Source organism: Bacillus sp. AFS041924 (genome assembly GCF_002577195.1).
Lineage (GTDB): Bacteria > Bacillota > Bacilli > Bacillales > Bacillaceae_G > Gottfriedia.
The window spans coordinates 1-24047 of the sequence record NZ_NULG01000020.1 but is presented as its reverse complement, the minus strand read 5'-3'; the positions used below and the strand labels follow the sequence as shown (position 1 = coordinate 24047).

The window sequence follows — 24047 nt, the reverse complement described above, 5'->3', positions numbered from 1 at the left end:
ATTAAGAAACTTACACATTTAGTGCAGAAACTCATTGAAATCAAATTTAGAGAATAGCAATCAGTTCAGAATTTCGTAAATCAGAAGAGAAATGGCTAAATTTAGAGTAAAAAACATAAAAAACTGCCTCAAAATGTCGTTATTCAGCGACCTTTTGAGACAGCCTCTTATTCTGTTATAGGAAATTTCAATTACTGAGCATTCCCTATTCTGTTAAATCTTGAGTCATTGAATAGAAATAAAAAAATAATGGTCCTTTCATTATTTTTTTAAAATTTATTTGATTTTTTCTAAATTCCCCCAATACAACGAGCATTGGTTTTCTTGATTTATAAGGTGTTTATTGACTATAAAGAACCAAAAATTGGATAATACAGCTTGCTTTTCAAGGTGAAAGATATAAAATTCCCCCAATTGGAATTAAAGATATTATCTAGTTTAATTATAGTAATTAGTATCTATTTAACTTTCAATTTATTAAAAAAAGGGGTATTAACATGTTTAACAATTCTACATATTACGAGTGTAGTGTACCTGAATACGAAGTACCATTAGAAATCGGGAAGCAAAGAGACCAAATTGATGAATACATTGATGAAGAAGACTTAAATGGTGTCTGAAGAGATGCGAAAAAAATGCAGTGGAAATCCGTCTGTTTTTGAATAAATTTAATTCGTTTAGCTTGTATACTATTGGAGTTACTCTAGTTTACAAGCTTTTTTTTGTGGATGGGTTGTGAACACTTAAAATCTGAATCTCTCTATTCTGAGTTAATCGTTTTTTTTCACAGAAAAAGGTCCGAATACATACAATAAATGGCACTAATACAAATTTTTTTCATCTTAAAAGGATGTGATGGAGATTTATCCATTAAATAATTATAACTTATTAGGAATGCGATATGATTATACAACACCTCAATATCAAAGTGCTTTCGGCTCAAGAAATAGGAATAGTAATTATACGATTAAAGCAACTGGAAAAGGGGAGGTATCTGTAAAGCCAGATCAGTCGTCTGTATTAGTAGGTACTATCGTTGAAGATATGAAAGTACAAAACGCTCAGTCACAGAACGCGATTATCTCGAATAAAATGATAGATGCATTAAAAAGCATAGGCATTAAACAAGACGAAATTGAAACGAATTCATATACAATAGACCGTATTGTTGAATACCAAGATTCGCAACAAGTTTTTAAAGGATATCGTGTAAGTCATCTATTTAAAGTAATCGTGAAAGATCTTGCAAACGTTGGTAAAGTTATCGATGTTGCAGTTGAAAATGGAGCAAATGAAGTAAGAAATCTTACTTTTGAAGTGTCAAATCCTGAACCATATTACCACGAGGCATTACAAAAGGCCACAATGAATGCAAAATCTAATGCCGAAAACATTGCAAAATCGCTAGGTTTATCGATCAATAGCATTCCGATTTGGATTGCTGAAGAAGGGATTCAAATTGTACGTCCACTTTCTTCTTTAACAATGACTGCAGCCGCATTCAGCGGACCAAGTACTCCAATCCAAGAGGGTCAAATAAAAATAACTGCATCTGTCCAGTCGATGTTTAATTATGTAGGTCATTAATTGAATAAAAGTTCAATTTGTGAAAATAGATTAAATTAAAAACAGATAATACCTATTTACAAATAAACAGAAAAATGGGGTAATATAAAAAATTTCAAATGAGGAAAGTAAGTTTATGATGCCGACTAATTGCTAATATTAATTTGATTTTAAATTAATATGTTTTCCAAGTGAGTTTGAAAATTGCCTAATTATTAGGTTTATTTGTTATGCTCTTATGGAAAAAAGGCAAATTAGAAGGTAACTTACTTTACTGATAACGAAATGAATATTTATTGAATACGTTTTGTATTCCATCAGTTTTTATGAAACTGATATGAGGCATATAGGATCTATTGGATGCTAATATAGGCTCATAATAAATTATAAATCACTAAGTTTATTAGACTATGAGAAGATACCTTCTTCTTATAGTCTTTTTTATTAGGTTTTTTCAAAAATCTGTAACGAATAAATAATCAAATTGTATCGAGGTTCTCTTCTTTACCTTTTCCATAAAATACGTAACGAAATTTATGGATGAAAGAAGGAATTTTTATGTTTGAATTAAAAATAAATGGACTTAAAAAATCCCCGCCTCTCCTAATTTTTAACTATTTATCAGAATCGTTGATGATCCTTTCATAAATATTTTTCCGATGATTTTTTTCCTGCTCTATTACTGCCTTACTCACTTTGAGAAGGGCTTAAATAGTCTACTTATTATCTTTCACATGCAATTTTATCTTTATCTCTATCCAGTCCTTTATTCTTGTCATATAATGCTTTTGAAACAAACGGCTTGTACTTAGTTTTTCCACCTTTATTTTTAACGTTCTTAGCTTGCGCAACTCCACCAGGATATACTTTATTCAACGCCTTACAATTTTTATATTTAACGATTTTTGTAGCAGCGTGCGATGTATCACTTACTCCTGTAGACATTCCTAAAATTAGTCCTGTTGATAATAAAATAGAACATACTTTTTTCATAGTAAATCATACCTTTCTTTTATGTATTGTTTGAAATTATCATTTCCTACTTAACGAAAAATAATCCTTTCCTTAAAACAGGATTTCCAGTGATTGCTTCAATACCTAATCTATTTCTAATAGAGTCACTTCGGTACGATTCATTGGACTTTTGTCATTACCTCAATAAAAAATTCAGAAACGCTTACAACCTGTCCGAAAAAAAATTACGATATAATTCATCAGTATTTGAAGACGACAGTAGTTAATTATTACAGCAAAAAATTACAAAAATATTACCAGTCGGAAATAAAATATTGAATGGTCGGAAACTTATTTTGAAAGGTCTTATTATTAAAATTACGGATATATTTCTAATAAGCAGGTGAACAATTTTTTTCATAGGGAACTTTTGTTAAGGGGTGTAGTAGATGAGCCAAGATCGTTACACGGAAAATATGCTGATGAAAGTAGCCTGGTACTACTATAAAGAGAACTTAACTCAAAATGAGATCGCTGATTTACTCGTTCGGCGGTATTTATCCTGATGCCACGATTATTCAGGAAGAAAAAATGACCATGAACGAACTGGCATTTATTAAACATCAGAATGCAGTAAGCGATATTTTAGGTCAATTTTACGATCGAAATGTAAAATTATTGATTTGCCAAACCATAAAAGGGTAATCGGAACAGACTTGAAGAGTCTAAGATCCTTAAACGTTATAGCCGTAGCTGGCGGAGAGAAAAAAATTGATGCCATCTACGGAGCTTTAAAAGGAAAGTATATTACGACGTTAATAACAGATGAAGCTACAGCTATTTCATTACTCAATATGGAGGTGAAATAAATCAATGGCGTATATTCTGGCATTTGATGCTGGTAACGGTAGTATTCGCGCTGTTTTGTTTGATCAATTAGGAAATCAAGTCGGTTTTTCTCAAATAGAATGGAACCATTTATCAAATGAAAAGTATCCAGGATCTATGGATTTTGATTGGGAAACAAATTGGAAGTTAGTCGTTCAGTGTGTAAAGTCTGTTATTGAAGAAACAGGAGTTGACGCAAAAAATATAAAAGCGATAAGTGCCACGAGTATGAGGGAAGGAATTGTCCTTTATGATAAAACGGGTAAGGAGATTTGGGCTTGTGCAAATGTAGATGCTCGAGCTTCAGATGAAGTCAAAGCATTAAAGGAATTAGATCCTGAATTAGAATACAAGATTTATAGGTTATCAGGTCAAATGTTTGCATTAGGGGCACTTCCTAGGCTTTTGTGGATAAAAAATCATTTACCAGAGATTTATGAAAAAGCCACCTACATGACTATGATTAATGATTGGATTCTTTATAAATTATCAGAGAAACTACAAGTGGATCCTTCAAATGGGTGTACTACAGGGATATTTGATATTGAGAAAAGGAATTGGGAAAGTGATGTAGTAAAAATGTGCGGACTAAAAAATAATTTATTTCCGCCGGTAAATGAAGCTGGTACCGTTATCGGTTACGTGACGGATAAAGTAGCAGCGTATACAGGTTTGAATGCAGGAACTCCGGTTATTTGTGGAGGCGGAGATGCTCAAATGGCATCTGTTGGTGTCGGTGCGGTAAAAGCGGGGCAAACCGTTGTATCAGGTGGATCATTTTGGCAACAGGAAGTCAATGTGAGACAGCCTTTAGTTGACAAAAGTGGGCGTATCCGGGTTAATTGCCATGCAGTGCCTGAATTATGGCAGCTAGAAACCATTGCTTTTTTCCCCGGGCTTGTAATGAGATGGTTTCGTGATGCATTTTGTGATTTGGAAAAAATAGAAGCAAAAGTGACTGGTAGAGACCCGTATGAAATTTTAGAAGAAAAGTCAAAAAATGTTCCAATCGGGGCAAATGGGATTATTCCTATCTTTTCGGATACGATGAATTATAGCGCTTGGCGCCATGCATCTCCATCATTTATTAATCTCACTCTAGATCCTCTAAAGACTGGTAAAAAAGAAATGTTTAAATCGATTCAAGAAAATGCTGCGCTTATCACACTAGGAAACTTAAAGATTATAGAAGAAGAAACTGGTTATTATCCAAGTGAAGTTATTTTTACAGGTGGTGCCTCGAAAGGAAAGCTTTGGAGTCAAACCCTAGCAGATGTCCTTGGAGTACCAGTGAAAGTACCTGTAGTTAAAGAAACAGCAGCATTAGGCACCGCATTATTTGCAGGGATTGGGATAGGAATTTATGAGAATATCCATCAAGCAGTTAACCAAGTTGTAAAGTGGGAGAGGACACATATACCTAACAATGAAAACCATGACCAATACCTAGAAATCTATGATAAATGGAGAAGTGTATATCTAGAACAGCTTCAACTTGCTGATCGTGGTTTAACCACTCATATGTGGAAGGCACCTGGTCTGGAATAATGTGAAAGGGTGTGAAGGGATGAAGAAAGTTCACGAAAATGACTTCGAATATCGGTTTGGCGACAACGGGCCGAAATATTTAACAAAAGGTCCGAACATAGATATTGGTGTGGTTGTATTGAAACCAGGTCAAGACTTCCAAAATCATTATCATACAGTTTGCGAAGAAATTTTCTATATCCTAGAAGGGCAGATAGATTTCTATATTAATGGTAATAAAGTTCCTACAATACCAGGTGATATGATTCAATGCCGCCCAGGCGATGCTCATTACCTTATCAATCAAACTGACAAAACCTTTAAAGCCCTCTTCATTAAATCTCCGCATATTTTGGAAAGAGATGTTGTGAATATAAAGAATCCAGAAATCAAGTTAAGGAGTGAATAGATAGTGAGCTGGGGATTTCAAAATCGATTAAACAAAATATTACCAAATAAGAGGGCAGTAATGCTTGCGATAGATCATGGCTATTTCTTAGGGCCAATAAGAGGTTTAGAAAAGCCTGAGGAAACTGTCAGAGAGTTACTTCCGTACACGGATTCACTATATTTAACAAGAGGTACACTTGCAGCATGTATTCCGAAAAATACGGAAAAACCAATGGTTCTTCGTGTTTCGGGCGGTCCTACAACGTTAGGGAAGGATCTAGCGAATGAAAGGATCGTTACTTCAATAAAAGAAGCAATTCGCCATAATGTTGTTGGTGTAGGGGTTTCGGTTTTTATTGGATCTGACTATGAAACCCAAACAGTAACAAATCTTGCTCAAGTTGTAACTGATGCTCATGATTACGGAATACCTGTACTTGGAATTACTGCAGTCGGAAAAGAGCTTGAAAAACGGGATGCCAGGTTCTTAGCATTAGCTTCAAGAGTTCTTGCTGAAATGGGTACTGATATTGTGAAGACTTATTACTGCGACAACTTTGAACAGGTAACGAGTAAGTGCCCGGTTCCTATCGTTATTGCTGGTGGTCCAAAATTTGATACAATTCGTGAAGCACTAGAAATTACGTATAATGCTATGGAGCAAGGTGCAGCTGGGGTGGATATGGGAAGAAATATTTGGCAATCTCAGCATCCTCTTGCAATGATCCAAGCGATACATTCCATTGTTCATAAAAGATTCACAGTAAATGAAGCAGTAGATTTATATGAATCATCTTCAAAAGTAAAAGCTTAATATGTGTAACAATAGGAAACCTTTTATGATACCACCCTAATGGTACGAATACAGTATCAGCCGAAGTGGTTAGTAAACAAGGCTTTAAAGTTACGACAAGTCCAAAAACAATAACTGTATCACAAAAATAATTAATCAATTAAGAAAAGTGTAGGGATGTAAAAATTTCTTGCACTTTTTTATTAGTTTAAAAGATTGTTAGTTTTAATAAGTGAAAATTGATACGACCAGGCCCCCATTAGCCCAGATCGAATTTCATAATCCCCTATGTATTCTAATTATGCAGCTACCGATTAAAAACAATGCAAATGCCGGATCTGCAACAGTTAATAAATTTTTTATAGTGATAGGTGGAAAAAATGAGTATATACTTGTTTGAAGAGGTGTTTATTTAAGTTGTTTGGCTGATCGACGCATAAATTCCCTTAAGGAAATATATTTTTTGTTTTTAAAGAACATCTTTACTGGTATAGTAATAGTTAGTTGAGCCCACAGATGTCAGTTAAGTAGACAAAGTCATAGGACATGGTGTTTTTTGTCAATGTTCCTTTCAGTCCTAATCTGGGTAGTTACCTCACGTTTAATCTTTGTCGATCCTTCTAAGTATTTACGTGGGTTAATAGCAAATTAAAGCTTATTTAGAACGGATTATACAGTACCTAACGGGCTATAAATATCAATGAAAAAGTATCTTTGAAATATGCTAAGCGGTAAAAATCCGCATTTTCCAGATGATATTTTGCATGAAGTAAGTACTTAAAGGGAAGTGAAAGTAAAATGATTTATATATGGAATATAGAAAAGATCATTGAAGATACGTTAGATAAGCACAATTTAAATATTGACTATGAAATTAACAATAATCTCACATTCCCTATGAGTTATAACGTATCGACTAATACTATAAAATTTAATTATCTTCAAGTTAACGGTTATATCAGTAATATTAGAATTAAAGAAACAGATGAGAACTTTGTAAAAATTATTCTTTATCACGTGATTGGTTATTATTTAGATTTTAAGAAAAACAAACATGATTTAAGAATTCTAATGTATGGTGAAGATGAGGAAATCGCAAAGCTTAGGTCTGAAATAGAAACAAATGCATGGATTTATGGGAGAACATTGGTCCCTGAGCAACTCTTACATTCATATGATAAAGTACGAGAATTAGATAAAGCTCTAATAAAGGGCCAATAGCCTTAGCGTTATCTATGTTCTTAAGTAATAAGACATGATAGAACGTTAAGTTTTAACTAAAGAATGGTTTAACTTATATTAAAGAGGATTAAATTAAGTATCAGTAAATTTACAGCTTTGAGATTGATTTTATACAAAAAAATAAGTAACAAATATCTATGAATTTGAGTTATTTAAATCGAAAAAGTGAAAGGGAGATTATCTGAAAAGATAACCTCCCTTTGTTATGATGTTTCGGAAATTTCAGGAAAATAAGTTAGTTTCTATTTAACTCTAATTTACTTTAGACCATAAGCCTTAATAATTTCTTGTTTAATGCTATTTCCCGCATCATCCCAGCTACTTGCTCGAAGTGAGACGAGGAAGCATCCTTAAGCAGTGTGATTCACAAATAATCTTTTAACTAGTATATATAAGGTACTGCCAGAATTTGATAAGTTTATAAACTTAATCCGTTCATTAAAATATTATTCGACTAAAATAGACTATTTCATCTGTTTTACTACAAAGAAAATTAACAATCTTATTAATTTAGATAGTTTGAAAGTCCCGACAGATAACCCAATAGGTTAGTGTAATTAAACCAACTATAATAAATCTAGTATTCTATTTTGCTATTAGTAATTAATAGATTAATAGAATTATTTTTTTGTCTTAATCTAGAAGGGATGGAGAATCAAGAATGAAAAGCAGAAGAAGTTTTCCTTACAAAGTACTTGCAACAACGACGTTAGCAACAATGTTATTTTCATCGACTGGATTTGCTGAAGGAACAGATGAAAATCAAGTCCCAGCTCCAACTGTGGATGAAATTGTAAAACAGGGTCAAAAGATTTTTGCTGAAGAACAGAAGCAAACTTCGGAAGATGCTGTAGATCCATTCGGCTATAAAGATTTAAAAAAAGCTCAAGCTTATCAACCAAATGATAAAGTACGTGTAATTGTTGAAGTTGAGGAACCAACAACTTCAGATTCTTCTACTCAAACGAAAAGAACTCGTTTTAAACAAAAGCAAGATCAAGTAATCTCACAAATTTCGAAGGAAAGATCAGTTCCTAAAATTAACCAACGTTTCTATGAAGGTTTTAATGGATTTAGTATGGAAACTGAGTATAGTAACCTAAAGGATATTGAAGCAACACCAGGGGTTACGAATGTACATATCGCAAGAAAGTTCCAACCTACAATGGGAGGAAGTAAAGAATTAGTACAAGCACAAAAGGTATGGCAAAGTTATGGATACCAAGGTGAAGGCTTGTTAGTAGCGATTGTCGATACAGGTATTGACTATACACATAAAGACATGGCAATCACTGAAAAAGGTAAATCAAAAGAAAAGTGGACGAAAGAAAATATTCAAAGTAAGCTTGATCAAACGAGTGCCCCTGATGTTTGGTATAGTGACAAAGTTCCAACTGGTTATGATTGGGCAGATCATGATACAGACGTAATTCCACATAGCACAGGGAATTCGCATGGTATGCACGTTGCAGGTACAGTTGGTGCAAACGGTGATGAATCAAATGATGGTGTGCAAGGTATTGCTCCAGGTGTTCAGCTATTAGCAGAAAAAGTATTCTCTGATAAAGAAAATGGAGCATATGAAGATGATATTATTGCTGGAATTGAGCATGCGGTAACATTGGGAGCAGATGTCATTAATATGAGTTTAGGCACTGATTCAGGATTTGTTAGTGAGGTCGATGATCCAGTTCAAAAAACGATTCGTGAAGCGACTGAACAAGGTACACTTGTAGTTGTAGCGGGAGGAAACTCTGCTTATAGTACACAAAATAATTTGCTGCAATCTTCTTTAAAGCCATATGCTGAAAATCCAGATATTGGTACAGTTGGGGAGCCTGGGGTAAGCCCTTATGCTATTTCTGTTGCTTCATATGAAAATACAAGTATACATATGAGTACGCTACAAGAAGAAAATGGAATGCAGCTTCCATATAAAGATCAAACACAATATAACTTTAACCTGTCAAAAATATTATCACCATTAGAATCATATGAAATGGTATATGTTGGAGAAGGTAGAACAGCAGATTTTAAAAATCTTCCTGATTTAACAGGTAAAATTGTCGTAGCAAAACCAAATGTAAAGTATGGTACTTACACTTATATTCAATCTGAGGCGAAAAAGAAAAACGCAAAAGCGATTCTCCTTGTCCCTGCAAATGAGGATATTGATTACCCGAGAGTTTATTGGAGTAATCTCTCTATATTTCCACAAGCAGCTACGACAAGTAAAGCCATCGGTGATGCATTAATTTCGAAGTTAAAAAGCGGGTATATTGTCAAAATGAAACCGTCTAAAGGGGTTTATGTTGATAATCCAAATAAGAACACAATGTCATCCTTTTCATCATATGGTGCGCCACACACATTAGACTTTAAACCTGAACTATCTGCTCCAGGAGGCAATATTTACTCTACTGTATCAAACAATGGATATGAAGTGATGAGCGGTACATCAATGGCAACTCCACATGTTGCTGGTGGTTCAGCTTTAGTATTACAATCGCTTTATGAAAAAGGCTTACAACATTCAGAAGATACAGCTCTAAAAGCGAAAATTGCTTTAATGAACACTGCTAAACTTGTACAAGATCCTCGTACGAATAATGAAGTGCCATATTCACCACGAGTTCAAGGTTCTGGTTTAATGCAAATTCAAAATGCGATTAATACGCCTGTTATTGTTACAAGGAAAAGTACTCCTCTTGAGCAAGCAGGAGCAGTTGCATTAAAAGAAGTTAATAATAATATTCACTTCAAATTAAATGCAGAAGCTCTTCAAAATCTGAATGTAAAAGATTTAGAGTATCAAGTGTATGTAGATGTATTTACAGATGGTAGAGAAACAAAAGAATTTGACCTAGACTATGATGGGAATTTAGATTCAAAAGAATATTTAACATTAAAAAGTGAGCGAATCCAAGGTGCTACGGCAACTGTAAATGGTGAAACAGTAACAAGCACAGAAGGAAAGACATTAAAAATTAAACCGGGTCAAGCAAAAAATCTTGATGTTCAGATTCAACTTCCATCAAGCTTAAAAGACGGTTCTTTTGTTGAAGGATACGTACGTCTAGTTCCTTCTGGAAATAATAGTGATTCAGCAGTACCGTTATCAGTTCCTTACATGGGATATTATGGCGAATGGGATCAGCCTCAAAACCTTGATCCAGCAGCATTTGATAAAGATGCATTCTTAGGTTATACAACGCTTTGGAATGATGAAATTGGAGCAGAAGGAGTATGGCCATTAGGTTATGATCCATACACAGGAAGATTTAATATGGATCGTATCGTAATGTCTCCAAACACTCCATTAAAAGAAGTGTATCCATCATTTACTGTACTACGTAACCTAGAGAAGGCAGAAATGTATGTAGAAGACCAGGAAGGTAATTTAATTCAAGATTTAGGTGACTTTAGTGAATACACTGGTTCTGGTCAGCCTTGGAAATTCCGTAAAAACATTATGTCATACCGTAACTTTTTGTATACTGGATACGGTTGGGATTTGAAGGATCAAAATGGACAATTAGTGAAAGATGGCGTTTATAACTATGTCATCAAAACGGTACTTGATTATAAAGATGCGAAGTCACAAATTGTCAAACTTCCATTTCATATTGACTCAGTTGCTCCTGTGGTATCTGATATTAAAGTAACGCCTAAAGATGGGCAATATGAAATCTCATTCAATGCAACTGATAGTGGAAGTGGTTATAATGGAGCAATCATTTGGTATAACGGAAAATATAAGTCACTACCAAAAGGTGCAAAATCTACTCTAGTAAACGAAGAACCAAAAGGCGTAGTAGTGTTAGGAGCAGACTATGCACGTAACCACAGTTACACAGTTTGGGGTGATCCTTCTTATATTACTGAAGGAATGCTTGTTAGCAGTTTTAATGTCTATCCATACAAAAATGTAAATGCAAAAACTCCTGCAGGAATCAGTGGATTTACAAGTAATGATGTAAATTGGAAAATTTATGTGAAAGATGCTAACGGACAAGTAATTGAATCGTTTGACGTAGCAAATAAAAATGAAATTCACTTAAAATGGACTCCAGAGGCAGATGTTCCAAATGGTACGTATACAATATATGCGGATGTAACTAGTAGAGATGGATTTAAAGTAACAACCAAGCCACAAACAGTTACAGTACAGCAATAAGGATATAAAAAAAGTGTAGGGAATATTTTTTCCTACACTTTTTAATTATATTTCTTACAAAACTTTCAGAATACATTCGCATATTATATGTAGTGACTTTCTACCCATTATGATTTAATTAGTTTTCCCAGTTTATAATGTAGCTTGAAAATGTAATTACACTACAGTTAGTCCCAGTTCTTTAAAAAAAGAGACTTGTCTTTATTGTAGTTTATAGTAATCTTTCAATAGGGCGTATGTTCGAATTAAATAAAAAAGACGATACCCTAAGATACCGTCGTTTCATTCTCTTATATATAGATTGGTGGGAAGCCGTTTTCATAAAATTTTGTGATTTACTTTCCGAAAAATTCGAACACTATTTGAAGGAATGTTTTCTTTTCCTTTGTACTTGCTGTCTCAAACTGCGCTTGTTTCTGTTCTTGAGTAAATTCTGAAAACATTTGCTTAATTTCTTGTTTTAATCGAATATTTTCCATAAGCAACTTATCATGTCTTTCCTCTGCTTTTTGTTCATACCCCTGTAATGCCTTCTCTACTCTAGCATTAACCAAATCCCCCATTAGCTAATTTTGAGCATCAACAAATACAAACCTCCTATAGTGAACCAATGTATCCCGGATATAAAAGACTTCAGTATGTTAGATATGCAGAGAAGAGAGAAACCGGATGTTCCTGGTTTCTTTTTTCTTTAATTTTAGAAGAATTAAAGAAATTCATTAATCAACTATGCTTCACTTTTCTTACAGTGTTTAGAAGTTTTTTTATGGTGTTTTTTATTTAAATAACGTTTATATTTACTTGTTACAATGAACACAAAAAGTAAGTAAGCTGGGATGAATTAAGGTACTTTTTTTGATGTATTTACTTTAGGCTGCTGTAAACAATTATTTTCAATGTAAAGATTGAGAGAATCCTTTAGTTTATCGGAAGTTCTTTTTTTCGACTAAATTTTACAAATATTTAATATTTACAAAAAACTATTTTAATACCAACCATTTACTATTAACTAGTATGTTATTGCAAGTGAAAGGGGGGGGAAAGTGAAAAAAATGCGAGCTAATTTTTAAATGTTAAATTTATAGATTAAAGGTGTGAAAGACTTTGAAAAAAATAGTAGTTAAGTTTGCTGCAGTATTTTCCTTTATCACATTAATGTTTTTGCCTATTAATGCATCAGCCCACACCGATAACAGTGAAGGGTATTCGAAAATTACGATGAAAAGGGAGAAGCTTCAAGTAGAATTACACCTCGATTTTTTCGAACTTGGGCGGCTAATCAATTTTGGCGTTCGTCCTGGTGATGAGGAAGACCTACTGAAAAGTGCTTTAGCAAAACAACGTGGGGCAGTTGCTGAGTATCTTGATTCCCACTTCGAAGTATATACCAATGGTGCAAAAGCAATGGGATCTGTTATTTCTACTGATATCGAAAATAGGGTAGGGAGGGACTACGCCAAAATAGGAATCGAATTTCCTATACCATCAGACGAATCTTCCGTCCAAATAAATTATAGTGTTTTCTTTGATGATAATGATTCTATGCATCGAAATATCATGACATATGATTTAGATAATAAAAATGGTCAATATATTTTCAATGCAGAAGATAGAGAATTTAATACTGGAAAGGAAAGCTTGGCAGGGCAGTTTTTCCGGTTCGTTCAACTCGGTTTCCACCATATCATGATTGGTTATGATCACATACTTTTTGTCATGGCCCTCGTATTTGGGGCTCGCCGAATTACGGATGTTCTAAAGGTCATTTCAGTATTTACATTAGCTCACAGTATCACTCTGGGGTTAACCGCTTTAAAGCTGGTCCAATTCCCTTCTGACATAATAGAGCCACTTATTGCTCTTAGTATTGCATTCGTAGCAGTAGAAAACTATTTTGGTTTTTCAGCAAAATATCGATTTGCCGTTGTATTTGGATTCGGTCTAATTCATGGCGTCGGCTTTGCAGGTGCTTTACAGCTTGCTAACGATGTGACCTGGAGATCACTGTTATCGATTTTGTCATTCAACGTTGGTGTAGAAGCAGGACAAGCCTTAATTATTCTCATTTTATTTCCTTTACTTGTGTATATCCGCAGGTTTCAATGGTCCACTGTCGTACAGGCAGCAGCGACGGCTGGTATTTTTGGAATCGGGCTGATGTGGTATTTCGAGCGCTTCTTCGCTTGATAAAATAACTAAGCTTTTAAGGAGGTGGTACGTACATTACTTATTGAGGTTCAATTATCGGGGAAGTTATCTAAAAAACCAGGAGGAGAAATCATGAAGCCAATAGAAGTCAACGGGAAAAATATAAAACAAAAACTTAAACCTTTTGCTGCAGTTGCAATGTGCGGTCTCGCTTTTACTGCTGTAATTAAACCAGTTGTAGCGGAAAATCCTACAGCAACTATAAAGGGTACGGTCTTCGCTGACAAAAACGGAAATGGGAGCCGTGATGGGAATGAGGAGGGCATTCCACATGTTTCCGTATCTGACGGTAAAAATATAACAGTTACAGATGATCAAGGTAACTATACGTTAACGATTGATGCAGATAGACGTCAGGACGATATTGTTTTTGTAACAACCCCAAGTGGATACACCGTACCGACAGACAAAAACAAAACACCTCAGTTTTACAAGCAATTGGGAAATGTTCAGGCTGAGGAAACAAAGGAACAAAATTTTGGTCTTTTACATACGCCAGAGAGCAATAATCCGAACTTTAGCTTTGTTAACATTGCCGATGTACACGTTCAAGAAGGTACAGCCAACAACCGTGAACGCTTTACAGACCAGTTAGCGCAAATTAATCAATCAACAGGAAATCCGGCCTTCATTGCCGTAAGTGGAGATTTAACCAACCGAGCAGACGATACGGAATTCAAGGATTATCAAGCAAGTACTGCTACATCTTCACTTCCAGTCTATCCGGCAGTTGGAAATCATGATTTTGCCCCGGGTTCGGACTATAAGACGAGAATTGATAAGTACCGTAATTATCTCGGACCGGAGTGGTATTCCTTTGATTATGGCAATCGGCACTTCGTAACATTAGAAAACAATTTAGGTTTCAATGAATCCGACCAGTTTGAGTGGTTAAAGCAGGATCTTGAACTGAATGCAAAAAACAAAGAAGTTGTTGTATTTGTTCACAAACCAATGAATACTCCGGAAACCCCGTCACCGAGTAACACGAGAAAATTTATTGAACTACTTAGCCAATATCAAACGCGCTTGGTGATGGTTGGACATACTCACGTCAATGATGTAGCCCAGGATACAATTCCTGGCGCAAACCATGTGACAACCGTTTCCAGTGCCTATACGATTGACCAGATGCCGAACGGCTTCCGTATGGTTACCTTCCAGGGGGACAAGCAGGAAGAGAACTATAAAATGTATGACGTGAAGCAAAACGCAGCGATTGTTCATCCTGCAGCAGGCAGTGAAGTCCCGCAAGGAAAAATGGACATTTTGGTAAACGCATACAATACAACAAGTAACGTCACTAAAGTTGAATACCGTATTGATGGCGGTTCGTGGAGAAAGCTAAAACAAAGTAGTGGAATGGCATGGCATAAACAATGGGATGCTAGAAAAGCAGACAAAGGACAGCATGCCATTGAAGTTAGAGTAACAGATGATGGGGGCAAGACTTGGGTTAAAAATAATATGTTCAAAATTGTTGATAATGAAACTCGGATTAAACCGAAGAAGGGAACAGACTGGTCAATGTTTCACGGGAATGCCCAGCATACCGGGGAGGCAAAAGATACACTTGCAGCTGGTCTGAGCCTTGATTGGACATACCGTACACCTGGAACAATTCTTACTTCGTCACCTGCCATTTCAAATGGTGTGGTTTATATTGGTACACGCGATGAAAGCGGTAATGAGCATCATGCTATCCACGCAGTTGACCTTGAGACAGGTAATAAGAGGTGGGAAGTTAAAGCAGATGCACAGGTACAAGCTTCGCCTGCTGTTGCAGACGGAATTGTATACGCTTCTTCGATTCGTGGTACTCTTTATGCCATGAATGCAGAAACCGGAGAGGTAATTTGGGAAAAGACCGTTGGCAAGGATGAGGTACAGCGAGCTTGGATGTACTATTCTCCAACTGTAGTAGATGGAGTAGTCTACCAGGCATACAGCACAGGTAGTGGTGGAAAAATAATGGCTATTGATGCCCGTACTGGTGCAGAAAAATGGAATGTTCCATTAGCTGGCGGCTGGATTGTAGAATCTACTCCTGTCGTACAGGATGGGAAAATTTATGTTGGAGGAGATGGCGGCTGGCTGATCTCACTTGACGCTTCAACCGGTAATGAATTATGGAGGAAAAAACCTGCTGGCGGCTGGATGCACTCTATGCCTTCTATCTCGAATGGACGGGTATATATGGGGTACGGTGGCGGATTGTTGGTTAGTCTTGATGCAGCTACTGGCAAAGAGCTATGGCGTTACAAGAGTCCAGATGCATCCTATATAGCTGGCGGTACAACTGGTTCATCTCCTGCAGTAGCGGATGGTATGGTATATATGGGATTCCCGGATGGAAACGTAGCTGCGTTTGATGCAGTTACTGGTACAAAGAAGTGGAGCTATCGCACGAAGGGTGGAATTATTTCTTCTGCAGCGGTTAGTGGTGAAACTGTATTTATCGGCTCAAACGATGGAAATCTTTATGCATTTGACAAATTAACCGGACAACCTATATGGGAGCACGAAATAGGAGCATGGGTAGCTTCTTCCCCGGCTATTTCCGGAAATACGTTAGTTGTAGGAGCATTAGACGGGAATCTGTACGCTTATACTCCAGGAGGAAAGGCTGCACAACGCTGGCCGAGACTAACTGGAAAAGTAACGGACAGTGTAACAGGAGAACCGATTGGAGGAGCAACGGTTGTTGCGACTGATAGCCAAGGAAAAAGTCAGGTTTCTACAACGAATGCTGACGGACAATACCTTATCGGATTACAGCCTGGCAAATATTCTCTTACTGCTAAACGCAGGGGCTATCAAATCGGTGCACCGGTTTCCATAGAAGTTGCTAGCGGAGAAGTGAAAACAGTTCCGTTTAAAATAAGTGGAATCACAGCACCTGTGGCAGGAATGTCCTTGGAAGCTCCGGATTTTAATGCAGGAAGCCCGCGGCTCGATGCAATGACGGGACAAACTTATCACTATATCATGAATACTCGTATCCAAGCGACGATTTCCTCACAAATTGGCGCTAATAACCTGGCAGGTACATTTCAGCCGGGCTGGCTTGGGGACATTGCCTTGCTTGATGAGAACGCACTGGAAACGCTCGATTGGAGTGAATGGATCCTTTCACCGACAATGAATGATCCAAACCGTCCATGGAACCGTGATGGAGAGTGGCTGTCATTATCGAATGTCGAAACGGTTGGCGATACCATCCATGCATCCGGACAGGCACAAATAGATCCTTCTATTAAAACTTCTGTTACTTATCGGGCACTTCCAAATGCACCTGTGGTAAAGTTTACGCTCGAATTGGAGAATACGGGTGAGAATGATTTTAATGGTTATTTCCAATATCTGCTTGATCCAGACAGTGCAGATGACACAGCATTTGTTCCAGGTATTACGAAAACAAATCCTGGCTTCATGACTTTAGGGTGGACTGGAAACTATATTTATGACGGTCCGAAAACTGCCATCTCCAGCCCTGCACATGGAATTGCTTGGACTAAAGACCAGCCTTCCGGATTAAGTGCTTTTGGATATATTTTCGGAGCATCGTTTGATGTAAACATGAAAGCTGGCGAAAAACGTACGATTAGCTGGTATCATATTACGGACTATCCTGCCGATGGAAGCAATCCTGCAGCAAATATTGCTAAATGGGCAAATCAACTTAGTTCAATTGATTCGGAAGCAATACATTGACCTTGACCTGAGCTATATATTTGATCAAGTAAAATGTTATAAACACTAGATAAGATACATTTTAGACATATTAGTCATTACCAATTGGGATGATGAAGATGCGATATGTGAAGAAATGAAGGGTTGTTTAGTGACCCTATTTTAAACTGGTATATTAGAAACCAAGGATTTTATAATTCAATAAAATAACCCTGTATCCATAATTAGGAACAGGGTTATTGAATCTTATTTATTATACACAACTCTTATTGCCTCACTATTCTTATACTTATTTTCTTTTTCTTTTGATTTTTGGTTTTCTTTATAACATTAACAATAACATCATTTTTAATATGTTTTCATATTAATTTCACTGTCGTTGTTTTTATTATTTATATCTATATTGTTATTATAGAAGACGTTCTTCAACAATCGGACCAGAAAATTGAATAACAGTAGGATTTACTCTTTTAAGGACTTCCCTATATTGCGGAGAGTCCTTTTTTGGTGATAGTATAACGCATTGGCAATTTACTTTAGGTATATTCCCTTTACCTATTTTCCCTTTGCCGATCTTCATTCACTTATTAGTTGTATTGATTTATTGATACTCTTAAAGAAATTTACGATAAAGAATGTATTTGTAGCAGCTTAAAGGAGCTACTGCATTTCAGGTTATACCTTTTACCTCTGAGTTTGTTCGTATTATTGATGTCGGTAGCAGCACAGTGATAATCAGCATTCTTAGAGGTTGAATCGAATATATAGAAAGATTTAAAACAAACTATATATAGTAATGTTTCTAACTAGCATTTTAAACAAATAAAAGGGAAGAAAAAAATCTGAAATAATGGCAGGTTTGCTAAATGCTGCAGTTTTCTTAAATGAAAGGTAAAATCTTAATTATTGAGAGTCCTCCTATAGATTGGGAAGTTCCAACTATATTGCTGAAAAATTTATATTTCATCTAAAATGTCTTTTAATGCATCTCGTAAGACTTGTGAAAAGTTTATTTTCTTCTCTTTTGCTAAGTCATCAAGATACTTCGGAATAGTAAGTGTTTTTTCTACTATGGAATAGTCTCTTCCAGATGTTTTGTTTAAGTTATTCATGCTAGTAGCTCCTTTAATTGATAGAATGATGCTTCACCAGAGTAGTAGTACTCATGAAGTTCCCTAAAGTCTCAGTATGGAGTAATTCCCTAAGATTTTACCTAAAAAAATAAGATAGTTATTAGAGGCATTTAGACATAATGACTTCCTTAAAGTGGTATCAATTATATTATTAGTCAAATAGCTATTTCTTTATGTATTAAATGAAGGTTTGAATAAACAGGCTTAATTGTATATAAGCTATATCTTGCAACAGCAGATGGGGAAGGCAACATGGTATCGTTTATCCAAAGTAATTACATGGGTTTTGGTTCAGGTGTTGTTGTGCCGGGAACAGGGATTGCCTTACAAAATCGAGGACATGATTTCAGCCTTGATCCTACTCATTTCAACTGTTTAAAGGGTGGTAAGAAAACGTACCACACGATTATTCCTGGATTTTTAACAAAGGATAATCAGCCTTTTGGACCATTCGGTGTAATGGGAGGATATATGCAGCCACAAGGACATGTTCAAGTTATTATGAATACAATCGATTTCCACTTGCATCCTCAAGCCGCTTTAGATGCACCAAGATGGCAGTGGAAGAAAGATAAAACAGTGGAAGTAGAAAAATCATTCCCTTCACACATTACAGAAGATCTCGTACGAAAAGGGCATGATATTAAAGTAGCAGTAGACTCAGGTTCATTTGGACGTGGACAAATTATTTGGAGAAATTCTGAAACAGGTGTATTGATGGGTGGCACAGAATCAAGGACTGATGGGGCAATTGCTAGTTGGTAGTTCACAGTAAAGGATTGATTCTATGAAACAACTAGATATTTTTATCGCATTTTTTCGCAGCAGTATGCTTGGATATGGAGGAGGACCTACAACGATTCCTCTCGTTCAGAAAGAGGTAGTAGAACGGTTTAAATGGATGAGCAATGAGGAATTTGGTGATGTGTTAGCGATTGGAAACACATTGCCTGGTCCGATCGCAACAAAAATAGCGGGATATATCGGATTTCGCATGGTTGGTGTACTTGGAATGATAAACGCCATCGTTGCCACCATCTTACCTACTATCATTTTTATGATTATATTACTGAGTACATTAATTGTGTTCAAAGATTTGAAATGGGTTCAAGGTATGACAAAAGGGGTGTACCGGTAGTAGCAGTAATGCTTGGAGTCTTAACTTGGGAATTCGTAAAGAGTTCTTCTAAAGGACTAAAATGGTTTTTTACGACTCTGCACATCATTGTAGCATTAGTACTTATTGAATACTTCGGTATTCATCCAGGGTTATTAATAGGTGTTCTTTTAATAATTGCTCTTGTAAAACCGACAAATATGTCTAGTGAAAAGAAAAAGCAGAAGGGGCTATCCGCATGATGACGTATTTGCATATCTTTTGGTTTTTTTCATCACTAATATTTTAGGATATGGTGGGGGACCAGCAACAATTCCCCTTATTCAAAAGGAAGTGGTAGGACATTTCCAATGGATGACTACGCAAGAGTTCAATGAAACTTTAGCTATGGGAAATGCCTTACCTGGGCCTATTGCAACAAAAATGGCAGGTTATATCGGCTTTCAAGAAGGCGGATACATTGGATCATTTATTGCAGTCTTTGCAACAGTTGCTCCGTCTCTTATACTCATGATAGCTCTAATGGGCCTGTTGTATAAATTTAGGACGTCTCTTCAAGTTAAACGTTTCCAATAGCTCCCCAAATTGTGAATCACTTACTTCCTGAACGAAGAGGGTTAATGTCGGGTGTTTTGCTAGGGCTTGCGAACTTGTCAGGAATTATTGGTCCAGCTGTAACTGGTATTGTAGTTCAATCTGCAGGCGATAACATTAGGAACGGATTTAATTACTCTGTAATAATGGCTGCCACTTTATTATTAATTGCCAGTCTTGTTTTCTTCATTTTTACAAAACCTGATAAACACAATAAAAATTTACCATTATCATCAAAAGTTGCAAATTTATAGAAATTTAATAAATTGTGAATCACTTGGATTAAATGCGCTTATCATTCGGATTCAACAGGTCATTTTTCCTTATTATATAATTAAATAGTCAATATGAATGGAATCCATTTTATTATGGATTCTTTTTTAGTTAAATACTAGAGTTTATGTTTAACTATAACTTAGTCAAAAAGATCTATATAATTCATCTCTAAGGGTTTTTTATAGTTTATAAGTTTCATATTAGGAAGGCAAGTCGTGGTAAAAGTAGACTTAGATCGTGATGGGTATGCCTGGAAAGCCGACATTGAGAATAGTATGGGTGCAACATCTGTCTCACTTCGAACTAGTGCATGGTATGATGCAGGTAAAAGTATTAAACAAGAGGTTATTAAGGTTTTTGGTCTTAAGTGATTGAGAGTTAAATAGCAACTCTTGTACAAGTCAATTATCTTTAAATGAATTCTTGCTGATATATTTCAATAAGATAAGTGAAGGCAGATTATCTTGTGCGATAATCTCTCTTCACTATTTCCATAAACTATAAATAACTCTATGGCTTTTTAGTTTCTTCTATTATATATAAGTTATTATCAAACCTAGAATGTGGATTTATTCTTCCATAGCAACCCTACATTTGTTTCTCGTTTTTCATGTTTAGCAAGATAAATTTGTGTTGTCTTAATACTTTCATGTCCTAAGCTTGTTGAAATTGAATAGATATCAGCTCCGTTTTCTCGAAAATGTATCGCATACCAATGACGAAAAAAATGTGCACTTATCTTACCACTACGTGTGTGATGATGTAAAATGGCAGCTTTGTTCGACTGATCATTTCCGATACAAACTTAGATAAATGATTTGGACTATATGGCTTCATTGTACTAGTTAATATTAAATACGAATCATCCAACGAATTTAACTCCGTTTCTAATCCTTTTCTTTTTCTTAATTGTACAAGTGCATCAAATACATACCATTATATATACTTCAAGTTCTTTTCGACCTTTTCCCATGATTTTTAACCAATATCCACTAGGATCCTTTGAAAGATCCTTCCATTTTGCGGTCGCAAGCTCTGCAGCACGTAATCCACTTGTAGCTAGGGTTATTAAAATCGTGTAATGCAAAGGAGAAGTCTTGTAAAAGTCTAAAATTTGCTTTACTTCCTCATATGTTATATCTCGATTCGGTAAATCATTTAGAGTTACATTAGCCGAAACGAGTGAGTAATGAAGAGGGGGTTCTATATATTTTTGTTCATATAAATATTTGAAAAATCCTTCACCCCAGTATTCAATCCTACCATTATCTAAAACAATCGAAATAGAAAAGACAGAAGATTACTCGAATCAAATTCTTAACGCTTTTAACTCTTTGAATATTAAAGGTGGGATATCATATCTTTCTAAACAAATTGGTCTGACCTTGATTCAATATCAATTCCAGTTGAACCACCTGAAATTTACTACTATCAGTAATTTAGCAAAAGACTTACGAGTAGCATTAGGCCTAACTTACTTAAGTATAGAAGGAGGGAATATACCAAATACAATTCGCATCTCAATTCAGCGAAAGGATCGAAGTATTGTTACATTAGGAGATGCATTGAGTAGATTGAAAGAAGACTTATCAACCCATCAAGTACCAATTTTCTTAGGAGTAGATATGCTGGGTAATCCAGTTTTTGATGATTTTGGAAGGATATCTCACTTATTAGTTGCTGGTTCGACTGGCAGTGGTAAAAGTGTATTTTTATCTACATTGCTAACTTTCTTTCATTTAACAAAGAGTTATGATGAACTGTTACTCTTTTTAATTGATCCGAAACAAGTTGAATTTTCACCTTTTGAAGATTCTCCACTAGTCGAAAAAGTAATAACTAAATCATCTGAAGCAATCAATTTATTAAATTCTTTAGTACTTGAAATGGAAAAACGATACGAATTGTTTAAAAAAGAAAAAGTTCGCAATATTAGTCATTATCGTAAGAAATGGCATATTATAAAGAACATCGTTGTCATAATAGATGAATATGCAGACCTATTTCTATTTGATAAATCAGTTGAAAATTATGTCTGTTTATTAGCACAAAAAAGCCGAGCTGCAGGAATCTTTTTGTGCATTTGCACTCAAAGACCATCAGTTGATGTGGTATCAGGTTTAGTCAAAGCAAATCTCCCAAGTCGAATTGTATTTAGACTTACTAGTATGCATGATTACAAAACGGTACTGGATGGAAAACCACCATTCGTACTTATGGGAAAGGGTGATAGTGTTGCTCAATTAGAAGGGAAAGAGAACTTCATGCGTTTACAAAGCTGTCTTGTTGCCCCGACAGAAAGTGAAGTAGATGCAATAATTGAGCAACTTGTCACTTCAAAAAGCATTCAAGAAAAACAAAACTACTCATTGCCAATATCTAATACACCACCTACAAAGAAGGAACTGGTATGGAAATTTATCAAGCGTACAAGTGATACTAGGCTACGTTCAATCTTAAAAGAAGTAGGTGGTGATATGGGAGAAATAGTTCAGATCATGAGAGAATTTGTTTGCGAAGGTAAATTGGAAGCTCCCTCAGGTAAAGATAGAAGATATAAAATAATTTAACATAAAAATGTAATGAGCTGAAAATTGAAACAGCTCATTTTTTTTAGTCAATATTTAGGTAATTTTATTCCGGTATGGTAAACATAAGCTTGCTATTGTGGCTATTGCCAAACTAGATAAGAAATCTGAATCCATTGAATCTATACAGGCTTTTTAATAGGGAATTTCTATAAAAGGATGGACTGTAATTCGAGTTTCTCATAATGTTGTAGACCATTCCTAGTAATTTTATGATAATTTGAATAGTTATTAATTTTAGAGTAATACTAACTCCAATCTGATAATAATATCAGACAAATAATATTTAAAAGGAGCTAAAATAATGGCAAGAAACTCTTCAAATCAATATGCTACACAAAATGCTTCATCTGCAATTGAGCAAATGAAGTGGGAAATTGCAACAGAATTTGGAGTAAATTTAGGCCCAGACTCGACAGCTCGTTCAAACGGTTCAGTAGGTGGAGAAATTACGAAACGATTGGTTCAAATGGCAGAACAAAGTCTAGGTGGATATTCTAGATAGAATATATAAATAAGTGTAATAAGAGAGAAGTTTCTATATTATTAGATAACTTCTTTTTTTGTTAAGTTATATCCTATTTTGTAGTTTTTTGGGTCGCCGGGAATGAAAACAGAGATAGATGTAAAATCAATAAAAGTAAAAAAATATTGAGAAGCTTAGAAAATTTGTTTTAAAATTTAGTAGGACCACTTTCCACTGTACACCATAACGGGTTGTAATCTATTCAAGCAAGCATATGGGTGGTTCATACCCATAAAAGATAATACCAATCACATGGCTAATTAGAGGAAGTTTACACTTTTATAATGAGCTAGATTAGGAGGAAACAGTAAGAGTAGAATACGTATTTAAGTTTATTTGTGAAACTCTTCACTTAAACTAAATGGCAGTTTAGTT

Annotated in this window: 21 protein-coding genes and 3 pseudogenes; 19 read left to right on the top strand and 5 right to left on the bottom strand. The window is 35.4% G+C overall.

What is annotated here, in order from left to right:
- The first annotated feature begins 497 nt into the window (after positions 1 to 497).
- Both COC46_RS22660 and COC46_RS07120 read left to right on the top strand, forming a co-directional pair.
- On the top strand, positions 498 to 620 hold the full coding sequence (locus COC46_RS22660) for a hypothetical protein (RefSeq protein ID WP_255294841.1): 123 nt from the start codon (positions 498 to 500) through the stop codon (positions 618 to 620).
- A 235-nt stretch (positions 621 to 855) separates the two neighbouring features.
- Entirely contained in the window at positions 856 to 1587 is a 732-nt protein-coding gene (locus COC46_RS07120) for an SIMPL domain-containing protein (RefSeq protein ID WP_098809046.1), read from the top strand.
- Positions 1588 to 2289: 702 nt separating this feature from the next.
- Here the strand turns inward: COC46_RS07120 and COC46_RS07115 are convergent.
- Positions 2290 to 2559: an excalibur calcium-binding domain-containing protein gene (locus tag COC46_RS07115; protein WP_098809045.1), complete on the bottom strand. Its 270-nt coding sequence runs from the start codon at positions 2557 to 2559 to the stop codon at positions 2290 to 2292.
- Positions 2560 to 3045: 486 nt separating this feature from the next.
- On the opposite strand from COC46_RS07115, the gene COC46_RS23105 reads away from it, so the two are divergent.
- The 7 genes from COC46_RS23105 (at position 3046) to COC46_RS07085 (ending at position 11537) form a co-directional block, all read left to right on the top strand.
- Positions 3046 to 3225: a hypothetical protein gene (locus COC46_RS23105; protein ID WP_369700027.1), complete on the top strand. Its 180-nt coding sequence runs from the start codon at positions 3046 to 3048 to the stop codon at positions 3223 to 3225.
- 11 nt (positions 3226 to 3236) lie between these two features.
- Positions 3237 to 3389, top strand: coding sequence for a sugar-binding domain-containing protein (locus tag COC46_RS23100; protein ID WP_369700026.1), 153 nt, complete (start codon positions 3237 to 3239; stop codon positions 3387 to 3389).
- Positions 3390 to 3393: 4 nt separating this feature from the next.
- Positions 3394 to 4956, top strand: a complete 1563-nt coding sequence (gene lsrK, locus COC46_RS07105) for an autoinducer-2 kinase (protein ID WP_098809044.1) — start codon at positions 3394 to 3396, stop codon at positions 4954 to 4956.
- A 19-nt stretch (positions 4957 to 4975) separates the two neighbouring features.
- Positions 4976 to 5344: a cupin domain-containing protein gene (locus tag COC46_RS07100; RefSeq protein WP_098809043.1), complete on the top strand. Its 369-nt coding sequence runs from the start codon at positions 4976 to 4978 to the stop codon at positions 5342 to 5344.
- Positions 5345 to 5347: 3 nt separating this feature from the next.
- Positions 5348 to 6139 (top strand): 3-hydroxy-5-phosphonooxypentane-2,4-dione thiolase, encoded by a 792-nt coding sequence (gene lsrF, locus COC46_RS07095; RefSeq protein ID WP_098809042.1) that lies wholly within the window; start codon positions 5348 to 5350, stop codon positions 6137 to 6139.
- A gap of 777 nt (positions 6140 to 6916) precedes the next feature.
- The gene (locus tag COC46_RS07090; RefSeq protein ID WP_098809041.1) at positions 6917 to 7339 is read left to right on the top strand and encodes a hypothetical protein; all 423 of its coding nucleotides are present in this window, start codon (positions 6917 to 6919) and stop codon (positions 7337 to 7339) included.
- Positions 7340 to 8021: 682 nt separating this feature from the next.
- Positions 8022 to 11537 (top strand): S8 family serine peptidase, encoded by a 3516-nt coding sequence (locus COC46_RS07085; RefSeq protein ID WP_098809040.1) that lies wholly within the window; start codon positions 8022 to 8024, stop codon positions 11535 to 11537.
- Positions 11538 to 11872: 335 nt separating this feature from the next.
- Here the strand turns inward: COC46_RS07085 and COC46_RS07080 are convergent, their stop codons facing one another.
- Positions 11873 to 12091: a hypothetical protein gene (locus COC46_RS07080; RefSeq protein ID WP_141550877.1), complete on the bottom strand. Its 219-nt coding sequence runs from the start codon at positions 12089 to 12091 to the stop codon at positions 11873 to 11875.
- Between the two features lie 550 nt (positions 12092 to 12641).
- On the opposite strand from COC46_RS07080, the gene COC46_RS07075 reads away from it, so the two are divergent.
- The 3 genes and pseudogenes from COC46_RS07075 to COC46_RS07070 all read left to right on the top strand — a co-directional run bounded on the left by COC46_RS07075 (position 12642) and on the right by COC46_RS07070 (position 17459).
- Positions 12642 to 13724, top strand: coding sequence for a HupE/UreJ family protein (locus COC46_RS07075; RefSeq protein ID WP_098809038.1), 1083 nt, complete (start codon positions 12642 to 12644; stop codon positions 13722 to 13724).
- Positions 13725 to 13817: 93 nt separating this feature from the next.
- Positions 13818 to 14789: pseudogene (locus COC46_RS23095) on the top strand (metallophosphoesterase N-terminal domain-containing protein); the annotation flags it as partial.
- 147 nt (positions 14790 to 14936) lie between these two features.
- Positions 14937 to 17459, top strand: coding sequence for an outer membrane protein assembly factor BamB family protein (locus COC46_RS07070; protein WP_255294840.1), 2523 nt, complete (start codon positions 14937 to 14939; stop codon positions 17457 to 17459).
- A 935-nt stretch (positions 17460 to 18394) separates the two neighbouring features.
- Here COC46_RS07070 and COC46_RS22140 read toward each other — a convergent pair.
- The gene (locus COC46_RS22140) at positions 18395 to 18550 is read right to left on the bottom strand and encodes a hypothetical protein (RefSeq protein WP_176545083.1); all 156 of its coding nucleotides are present in this window, start codon (positions 18548 to 18550) and stop codon (positions 18395 to 18397) included.
- 240 nt (positions 18551 to 18790) lie between these two features.
- Between COC46_RS22140 and COC46_RS07065 the strand changes: the two are divergent.
- The 5 genes and pseudogenes from COC46_RS07065 to COC46_RS22135 form a co-directional block, all read left to right on the top strand.
- Positions 18791 to 19336, top strand: a pseudogene (locus tag COC46_RS07065) (gamma-glutamyltransferase); the annotation flags it as partial.
- Positions 19337 to 19358: 22 nt separating this feature from the next.
- Positions 19359 to 19930 (top strand): annotated as a pseudogene (locus COC46_RS07060) (chromate transporter).
- Complete coding sequence (locus tag COC46_RS07055; RefSeq protein WP_369700025.1) at positions 19896 to 20264, top strand: chromate transporter; 369 nt, start codon at positions 19896 to 19898, stop codon at positions 20262 to 20264. Before COC46_RS07060 ends, COC46_RS07055 begins: the two are co-directional and overlap by 35 nt.
- A gap of 44 nt (positions 20265 to 20308) precedes the next feature.
- Complete coding sequence (locus COC46_RS07050; RefSeq protein ID WP_255294839.1) at positions 20309 to 20536, top strand: hypothetical protein; 228 nt, start codon at positions 20309 to 20311, stop codon at positions 20534 to 20536.
- Between the two features lie 237 nt (positions 20537 to 20773).
- Positions 20774 to 20929 carry a hypothetical protein gene (locus COC46_RS22135; protein ID WP_176545085.1) on the top strand — a complete coding sequence of 52 codons (156 nt, stop codon included), beginning with the start codon at positions 20774 to 20776 and terminating at the stop codon, positions 20927 to 20929.
- Positions 20930 to 21114: 185 nt separating this feature from the next.
- Here COC46_RS22135 and COC46_RS23090 read toward each other — a convergent pair whose 3' ends face one another.
- Together COC46_RS23090 and COC46_RS22655 are read right to left on the bottom strand one after the other, a co-directional pair.
- The gene (locus COC46_RS23090; RefSeq protein ID WP_369700028.1) at positions 21115 to 21297 is read right to left on the bottom strand and encodes a tyrosine-type recombinase/integrase; all 183 of its coding nucleotides are present in this window, start codon (positions 21295 to 21297) and stop codon (positions 21115 to 21117) included.
- A 183-nt stretch (positions 21298 to 21480) separates the two neighbouring features.
- Complete coding sequence (locus COC46_RS22655; protein ID WP_255294843.1) at positions 21481 to 21696, bottom strand: tyrosine-type recombinase/integrase; 216 nt, start codon at positions 21694 to 21696, stop codon at positions 21481 to 21483.
- 247 nt (positions 21697 to 21943) lie between these two features.
- On the opposite strand from COC46_RS22655, the gene COC46_RS07035 reads away from it, so the two are divergent.
- On the top strand, positions 21944 to 23128 hold the full coding sequence (locus COC46_RS07035; RefSeq protein WP_141550876.1) for an FtsK/SpoIIIE domain-containing protein: 1185 nt from the start codon (positions 21944 to 21946) through the stop codon (positions 23126 to 23128).
- Between the two features lie 319 nt (positions 23129 to 23447).
- Positions 23448 to 23651, top strand: coding sequence for an alpha/beta-type small acid-soluble spore protein (locus COC46_RS07030; protein ID WP_304362828.1), 204 nt, complete (start codon positions 23448 to 23450; stop codon positions 23649 to 23651).
- The last annotated feature ends 396 nt before the right edge of the window (positions 23652 to 24047 follow it).

Excerpts from the sequence above, each read along its gene's own strand:
- COC46_RS22660 (WP_255294841.1), top strand. The coding sequence starts at position 498 with ATGTTTAACAATTCTACATATTACGAGTGTAGTGTACCTGAATACGAA.
- COC46_RS07120 (WP_098809046.1), top strand. The coding sequence starts at position 856 with ATGGAGATTTATCCATTAAATAATTATAACTTATTAGGAATGCGATAT.
- COC46_RS07115 (WP_098809045.1), bottom strand. The coding sequence starts at position 2,559 with ATGAAAAAAGTATGTTCTATTTTATTATCAACAGGACTAATTTTAGGA.
- COC46_RS23105 (WP_369700027.1), top strand. The coding sequence starts at position 3,046 with ATGAGATCGCTGATTTACTCGTTCGGCGGTATTTATCCTGATGCCACG.
- lsrK (WP_098809044.1), top strand. The coding sequence starts at position 3,394 with ATGGCGTATATTCTGGCATTTGATGCTGGTAACGGTAGTATTCGCGCT.
- COC46_RS07100 (WP_098809043.1), top strand. The coding sequence starts at position 4,976 with ATGAAGAAAGTTCACGAAAATGACTTCGAATATCGGTTTGGCGACAAC.
- COC46_RS07090 (WP_098809041.1), top strand. The coding sequence starts at position 6,917 with ATGATTTATATATGGAATATAGAAAAGATCATTGAAGATACGTTAGAT.
- COC46_RS07085 (WP_098809040.1), top strand. The coding sequence starts at position 8,022 with ATGAAAAGCAGAAGAAGTTTTCCTTACAAAGTACTTGCAACAACGACG.
- COC46_RS07070 (WP_255294840.1), top strand. The coding sequence starts at position 14,937 with ATGTATGACGTGAAGCAAAACGCAGCGATTGTTCATCCTGCAGCAGGC.
- COC46_RS22140 (WP_176545083.1), bottom strand. The coding sequence starts at position 18,550 with ATGAATAACTTAAACAAAACATCTGGAAGAGACTATTCCATAGTAGAA.
- COC46_RS07050 (WP_255294839.1), top strand. The coding sequence starts at position 20,309 with ATGTCGGGTGTTTTGCTAGGGCTTGCGAACTTGTCAGGAATTATTGGT.